The following is a 6,794-nucleotide window of genomic DNA, read 5'->3' on the forward strand; positions in this document are numbered from 1 at the left end:
CGGCGCGGCCGGGTGCGCGGTCTGCCGGACCCCGGCCGGGGCACCCTGACGCGGCCCAGGACGACCTCGAACTGCGGGGAGTCCCCGCGCTGCCCGGCGTGATCACGACGGACATGGGCTTTTGTCCCTGCTCGACGGCGAGGTGCAGCTTGGTGGTCAGCCGCCGCGCGAGCGCCCGAGGCCGTGGTCGTCGGGCTCGGTGGCGACGCCGCCTGGCGGCTCCTTCTGCAGGTCCCCCGTTTCCTCGCTCCGGCGGCGTGCTGGTGGGCCCGGCAGACGGCGGAGTCGATGTTGAGGTCCCACGTGATCAGGTCCTTCGCATCGGCTCGGGCCTGGAGTTCGGTGAAGATGCGCTGCCAAGTGCCGTTGCGCTGCGAGCGACGGAACAGGTCGTACACCCGGCCGCACGGCCCGTACTCCTCGGGCATGTCCCGCCACGGGATGCCAGCACGGAACCCGGAACCGTATGCCGTCGATCAGTTGCCGCCGGGTCCATATCGGTGGCCGACCGGGCTTCTTGCCCTTCGGCAACAGCATCTCCAGCAGGGCCCATTGCTCGTCCGTCAGATCTCCACGCGCCCCCCTCGAACTGCTCCCGCAGCCGCTTGGCCGTGACGGTTTGAGTCGGCCCCACTCGGACGGCTTGGGTTCTAAAGGTGGTTGCAACACCTGACCCTGTGGGGTGTTGCGATGGCCAAGCCGCGTCGAACATCGAGGAAGCGCGGACCTGCTCCGTTGGCGGACAAGCGTGATCATTACCTTCGCCTCATGGCACAAGGGATGAGCAACTCGGCGGCGTGCCGCGAGGTGGGGATCAACCGCAGGACCGGGACTCGCTGGCGGTACGGACGCAAGGAAGTCGACCGGACCGGTCGTGAGCGCGTCTACGCGCCGATCGCCGAGGAGCGGCATCGCGACGGGACTTCAGACCGGTTCCTTGCCGAGGACGAGCGGTTCGTCATCGCAGATTTGCTCCGGTCCGGGAACTCGCTGCGCGCGATCGCCCGGGAGCTCGGCCGGAGTCCGGCCACGATCAGCCGGGAGGTGCGGCGCAACAGCGACCCGCGCACCGGCAAGTACCACCCCTTCCAGGCCCAGCGTCGGGCGGCCGTACGCCGCGCCCGCTCGAAGGAGGGCAAGATACGGCGCGACCCGGAACTGAAGGAGTTCATCCAGCAGCGTCTGGACCGGCGGTGGAGCCCTGAGCAGATCTGCCAGGCCCTGCGCACCGTTTTCCCGGACGAGCCCGAGCGGCACCTCGCTCACGAGACCGTCTACCAGGCCGTCTATCTGCCGCACCGCGGCGGCCTGGAACGCACTCCCGGCGTCCTGCGCAGCGGCCGGCCCGCTCGCCGTCGACGCCGTCGACCCGACGAGCGCGCCACCCGGTTCATCGACCCCGGCACTCTGATCATCCACCGCCCGGAGGAGCTCAACGACCGTCAAATAGCCGGAAGTTGGGAGGGAGACCTGATCGTCGGCAAGGGTAACCGGTCCGCGATAGGCACCCTGGTCGACCGGTCCACCCGCTACGTCAAACTCCTCCACCTGCCCGGTGGCCGGGGCGCCGAGCAGGTCCGCGACGCGCTCGTCCACGCCCTCGGCGACCTCCCCGCCGAACTGGCCCGCTCGGTGACCTGGGATCAGGGCAGCGAGATGAGTCGGCATGACGAGTTCACCCGCGCCACCGGCATCCCCGTCTACTTCTGCGAGCCCGCCAGCCCCTGGCAACGCGGCTCGAACGAGAACACGAACGGCCTGTTGCGTCAGTACTTCCCCAAGAGCACCGACCTGTCCGTCTTCGGCGCCGAGGACCTCGCCTTCGTCGCCGCCGAACTCAACAGCCGCCCCCGCAAGACCCTCAACTGGAACACCCCCGCGAACCTCTTCGCTAAGCTCGTCGCAACACTGGAATGATCACCGTGTTGCGACGATGACTGGAATCCGCCCGTCGATGCACAGAAGGTCAACGCGTCCGTAGCGGGCGATCGTCTTGGTCAGCTGCTTTTCGTCTGCTGCCTCCACGAGTTCGTTCACGAGCTTCGCTGCGAGTGCGTATCGGACCCGGTAGCCGGCCATCGCGGCGGCGGTGCCCAGACCGATCAGCAGGTGAGACTTGCCAGTGCCGGAGTCACCGATCAGGCACAGGGGCTCGCCCTTGCGGATCCACTCGCAGGTCCCGAGATTGTTGATGACTGCGGGATTGATGTTGGCGTTGGCGCCGTAGTCGAAATCTGACAGCCACTTCTGACGCGGGAAGCCGGCAGCGCGAATCCTGCGTTCGGACCGGCGGCGATCTCGGTCCTCGCATTCGGCCATCAGTAGTTCGGCGAGGAACCCTCGATAGGACAGGCGCTCGCGTTCCGCCCGGCTGACGATGTCCGGGAACTGGGCTCGCATCGTGGGAAGCCGAAGCACCCGGCATGCGGTGTCGATGGCAGCGTCCGAGGCCGGCTCGGTCAGGGTGTGGTGCGGGCTGGTCATGAAGACTCCTTCCGGGGACCACGCAGCAGCTGGTCCCATGCCTCCAGGGCGGGCAGCGGTCGGTTGTCGATGGGGAGCTGGGCGACCCGCCGCATGGTCAGGCTGGTGACCTGCGGATCAGGGGCGGGTGCCGCAGGCTCGGGGCTCGGGGTGTCGGCGCTGACCGTCGGGGGCCTGCCGCCCATCTCGGCGACTTTGCGGGCCTCCAGCGCGACGACATCGTGGGTGAAGGCGCCCACCGCCAGGGCGGCCCGGATGCCGGCGATCACGTCGGGGTGCCGCAGGTGGCGGTGCAGCAACAGGACCTGGACCAGGGCTTTGGTGCCCTCGATGTCGCCCAGGGCAGATTTTGCTGCGGCCCAGAGTGCCTCATGCGTGGTGGTGAAGGAGCCGTTTGCCCGGGCCTGGTCGAGGGCTTCGGAGCCGGCGAAGGCGCCGGGCTTGCGCAGGAGGACCTCCAGGAAGTGGTCCAAGACAATGCGCTCCTCGCCCCGGCCGGTCACCCGCGGGTGCCGGGCGATCTCGGTGCGGCCGTCGTAGACGATCAGCTCGATGGACCGCAGCACCACTCGGATCTTGTGCCCGATGAACCGGGCCGGGACCGAGTACCGGCACATCTTCACGGTGATCATCGCGTGGCGGTCGACCCGCGGCGTGAGTGTCAGTCCGGTCTCGAACACCTCTCCGGGCAGCGGCATCAGCAAAGGCGCCTCGTGCGTAAAGTCCTGGCCGATAGTGCGGATCCGCAGACCGATTCTGCGGGCATCCTCCCGGCGTTCGAACTCCAGGAGCCGGGCATTGAGTTCGTCCAGGCTGCCGGTCTCCGGCACCGGGGTCAGGTAGTTGCGGCGGAAGTAACCGACCTGCCCCTCCACTCCGCCCTTCTCATGGGCGCCGCGCAAGCCGGGCTCGCAGTAGAAAGGAACGAAGCCGTAGTGCTGGTGGAACGCGGTCCAGCGCGGGTTCTCACTCCCGCGACCGACTCCGGAAGATCACCTTGGTGACCGCCGGGGTGAGGTTGTCGAACCGGACCTGGCCACCGGGGACACCCCCGAGCACGGAGAAGGCGTGCACGTGTCCTTCGAGAAACGCCTGCTGGCCAGAGGACACCGAGATCCGGTGCACTGCCTTGCCGGAGTAGGCCAGACGCAGGGCGAACAGGTAGCACCGGGTCATCGTCCCCGCCAGGTTCACCCAGACCTCACCGAAGTCGACCTCGGCGTCAGCGCCGGGCCGGTTGTGCCGGACGATGAACCCGTCGGCAGTGGCGCCGGCCTCCGCGGCGATCGGAGGGCGGCGGGCCGACACGTAGTCACGGACCGTGGGATACGGGACATCGGCTGAAAGTTCCTCCTCCAGCCGGGACACGATCCGCCGGACCGTGTGCCGCTGCTTGCGCGGCGCCTCCAGATCCGCCCGCAGCCAGTCGTCAATCGTCTTCTTGAACGGGTCCAGCCGCGGTGAACGGCGTACCGGCGGTCGGCGCGGCTTCGGCACCGGCGAGGACAACGCCTCCCGTACCAGTCGGCGATGCACCCCGTGCTTTCGAGCCAGTGCCCTGATCGACAGGCCCTCCCGCCAGGAGTCATGGCGGATGCGTTGCAAGATCAGTCACCGGACGAGGCGCTCGTGTCCAGGACGAGTTGGTCGAAGGTCTGGGTCGAGCCGAGGTCGACCTGGAACCAGTCGCCGGACTGCATGCCGTGTCCCAGGCTCCACCGGGTGGCCGCGTCGTCGTCGATGGCCTTGGTGGGCGGGTCGTCCGGGCTGCTCGCGGAGGCCGATGCCTGCCAGTCGTCGCGGGGCAGGGCCACCTCGTCGGTGAGCGGGGTGAGGGACGCGCCGGTGGGCAGGGTGTAGCCGAGCCACTGGTCGCCGATGCGTACCTGGGGCTGCTGGGCGAGGAGGCTGCTGTCGTAGCTGATCAGTGCCTTGCTGCCGTCAGGGTTGCGGAAGGGAATGTCGACGGAGTTGATGGCGGCGGGGTCGGTGCTGCCGTTCTGGCTGCTTCCGCTCCAAGGCGCAGCTGCTCACCAGCGTCCTGGCCCTCCGCGACGAAACCGACATCGAACAGCTCGGCAGTGAACGCCCCCGGGGTCTGGCCTTTCTGCGTCATCTGGTCGACACCACCGGCCGCAACGCGGACCGGGCGGGCATCGTCCGGCTGTACGCCGTCCTTTCGGCAGAGAGCGTCACCGAAGGCCACCCCGCGCAGGAGTACTTCCGTGACCGTTACGCAGGTCTGCGCGCCATGGTCACCGAAGCCCTTGCCGAAGCATGCGAACTCGGCGAGACCCGGGCGGACTTGAACCTCGAAGACGCTGCCAACGCCGTCATGGACGGCCTCCAGGTCCAGTGGCTGCTCGCCCCCGAGTCCGTCGACATGGCCGCCTCCGCGGACCGCGTCATCGCCGCGCTCCTGGCCGACCTCACCGACAGCCGCATCTGATCCCACGGGCCGCTCGCCTCCCCGAGTCTGCGGCCTCGGGATCACGGCAACGCAACAGCGCGCTCGGGGTGCCGTCGGTTCGGAGTCGGCGCCCGTCCCCGCGTCCATGGCCGTGGGAACGGGCATGCCGCTCAAGGCATGCGGCACGAGTCGTTCGGCATCGGCCGCCCGCGCGGCTCCATCCCGGCGGAGCGGTTCGCGCCCGGAGCAACTCGGGTCCTTTGGCTCAGCGGGGGACGCGAGATACCGCCCGGCCGGCAGGTGGCGCCCATGTCCCGCGCCGACGGTAAGCGGGAACGGCCCGAGGGCGAACGATTCGGACTGGGAGCGCAATCCGTTGCATCAAGCGGAGGTGGAGGCGGGGGCCGGGGCCGGGGCCGGGGCGGGGGAGGGGCCCCGGGCCATCTGTGAGCGGTGCAGGTCCGTGGATCTGGCGTGCGCTGGCCTGCTGGGAGGGCGCAGGTCACCCGTTCATGCTGCGGCTGGTTTTGGCGGAATGTGAGGTATGGGTTGTTACTCACTTTTGGGTGATGGGTGGGATGTGGGCGGGGTGACGGGCCGCGGCGGATGGGTGCCTTTTGCCGCAGCCTGTACGTTCCTTGAGCTGACGGACCAGCAAATCGCCGCATTCATCGTGTAGATGGACGTTGCATTCGAGAGTCACAGAAATATGGGCAATCTGTAACACGGTTCGCATGTCGTTGGCCCGGCGGGCGCCGGCGGCCAGGGTGTGCGTGTGCGGCCGACCGGCCGCCACCCGCACACCGCACCACCCCTCCGTCCCAGCCCTACGGCGTGTTCCAGGGACGGAACTGGTGCCTGCATCCTGCAGGGAGACTTTGTGTCTGTTTCGACTGTTTCCGCCCGTCACCTGGCTGCCGCCTCGCTCGCGGCCGCCGCCGTGATCGGGGCGGTGGCGCTGCCGGCGTCCGCTGCCGACCACCCGCGTCCGGACCGCACGCGGGTCGAGATCAGCAGCGTGCAGTACGACTCCCCGGGCCGCGACAACCGCTCCAACCGCTCCCTGAACAAGGAGTGGGTGGAGCTCACCAACACGACCCGCCACGGCGTGAACCTGGACGGGTGGACGCTCGCGGACGAACACGGCCGCACCTACACCTTCGACCACTACCGCCTGGACGGCCGTGCCACGGTGCGCATCCACACCGGTGTAGGCCGCGACACCCGCACCGATCTCTTCCAGGACCGCCGCCACCACGTGTGGGACAACCACGCCGGCACCGCCACCCTGCGCAACGACCGCGGCCGCTTCATCGACGACGCCTCCTGGGGCAACGACCGCCACCACAGCGACCGCAGCGACCGCCACCACAGTGACCGCAGCAGCCATGGCCGCCACCACGGTGACAGCAGCGACCATGGCCGTCACCACGGTGACCGCAGCGAGCGCGGCGGCCACCACCACGGCGACCGCTCCCACGGCTGATCCTCAGACGCGCCTGCCGGTGACGGCTGACCGTGGCACCGGCATGCTCGTGTAAGGCGGCGGCGCGCCCGGCCCTTTAACGGCCGGCGCGCCGCCGACGTGCGCCTGGCGTGACCCTTTTCTTGAGCGATCCGGCGCGACCCTCCGAAGAGGGTCTGGTCGGAACCGGTCGTCCCCCGCCGCCCTCGTGCCTCTGCCCCACGGCCCTTAACTCGTCAAGGGGCTCGATTACCTTTCTGCCGAGCACGCGGAAACCTGTGTCGGCTGGAGTAGACATTGGGGAGTGGTGTGGTTATGGTTTCTCTCGTAGCCGACATCAAGCAGGGCCTGGCAGACACGAACTGCCGGTCAGCAGTACAGGAAAGTTGCAGTTCGCAGGACGGTGCGGTGGTGGAGTTCCGAAGCCAGAGCGGT

Annotated in this window: 3 protein-coding genes and 4 pseudogenes; 3 read left to right on the forward strand and 4 right to left on the reverse strand. The window is 68.8% G+C overall.

The genetic code is table 11. The features are described 5' to 3' along the window. Nucleotides 1-428, reverse strand: a pseudogene (locus ACFWWR_RS48265) (IS5/IS1182 family transposase); the annotation flags it as partial. A 352-nt stretch (nt 429-780) separates the two neighbouring features. Here ACFWWR_RS48265 and ACFWWR_RS48270 point away from each other — a divergent pair. Further along, nucleotides 781-1,917 (forward strand): IS30 family transposase, encoded by a 1,137-nt coding sequence (locus ACFWWR_RS48270; protein WP_384310742.1) that lies wholly within the window; start codon nt 781-783, stop codon nt 1,915-1,917. A gap of 33 nt (nt 1,918-1,950) precedes the next feature. Here the strand turns inward: ACFWWR_RS48270 and ACFWWR_RS48275 are convergent. The 3 genes and pseudogenes from ACFWWR_RS48275 to ACFWWR_RS48285 form a co-directional block, all read right to left on the reverse strand. Further along, nucleotides 1,951-2,484 (reverse strand): annotated as a pseudogene (locus tag ACFWWR_RS48275) (ATP-binding protein); the annotation flags it as partial. Continuing rightward, nucleotides 2,481-4,095: pseudogene (gene istA, locus ACFWWR_RS48280) on the reverse strand (IS21 family transposase). The pseudogenes istA and ACFWWR_RS48275, both read right to left, overlap by 4 nt. Next, nucleotides 4,092-4,298: a discoidin domain-containing protein gene (locus tag ACFWWR_RS48285; protein WP_384310739.1), complete on the reverse strand. Its 207-nt coding sequence runs from the start codon at nt 4,296-4,298 to the stop codon at nt 4,092-4,094. Before ACFWWR_RS48285 ends, istA begins: the two are co-directional and overlap by 4 nt. 194 nt (nt 4,299-4,492) lie before the next feature. Between ACFWWR_RS48285 and ACFWWR_RS48290 the strand changes: the two are divergent. Together ACFWWR_RS48290 and ACFWWR_RS48295 are read left to right on the forward strand one after the other, a co-directional pair. Further along, nucleotides 4,493-4,933: pseudogene (locus ACFWWR_RS48290) on the forward strand (TetR family transcriptional regulator C-terminal domain-containing protein); the annotation flags it as partial. 841 nt (nt 4,934-5,774) lie between these two features. Beyond that, the gene (locus ACFWWR_RS48295) at nt 5,775-6,380 is read left to right on the forward strand and encodes a lamin tail domain-containing protein (protein ID WP_384310740.1); all 606 of its coding nucleotides are present in this window, start codon (nt 5,775-5,777) and stop codon (nt 6,378-6,380) included. Nucleotides 6,381-6,794 lie beyond the last annotated feature (414 nt).

This window comes from Streptomyces sp. NPDC058678, assembly GCF_042714835.1.
Lineage (GTDB): Bacteria > Actinomycetota > Actinomycetes > Streptomycetales > Streptomycetaceae > Streptomyces.

Coding starts and splice junctions, on each gene's coding strand:
- ACFWWR_RS48270 (WP_384310742.1), top strand. CDS start 781: ATGAGCAACTCGGCGGCGTGCCGCGAGGTGGGGATCAACCGCAGGACC.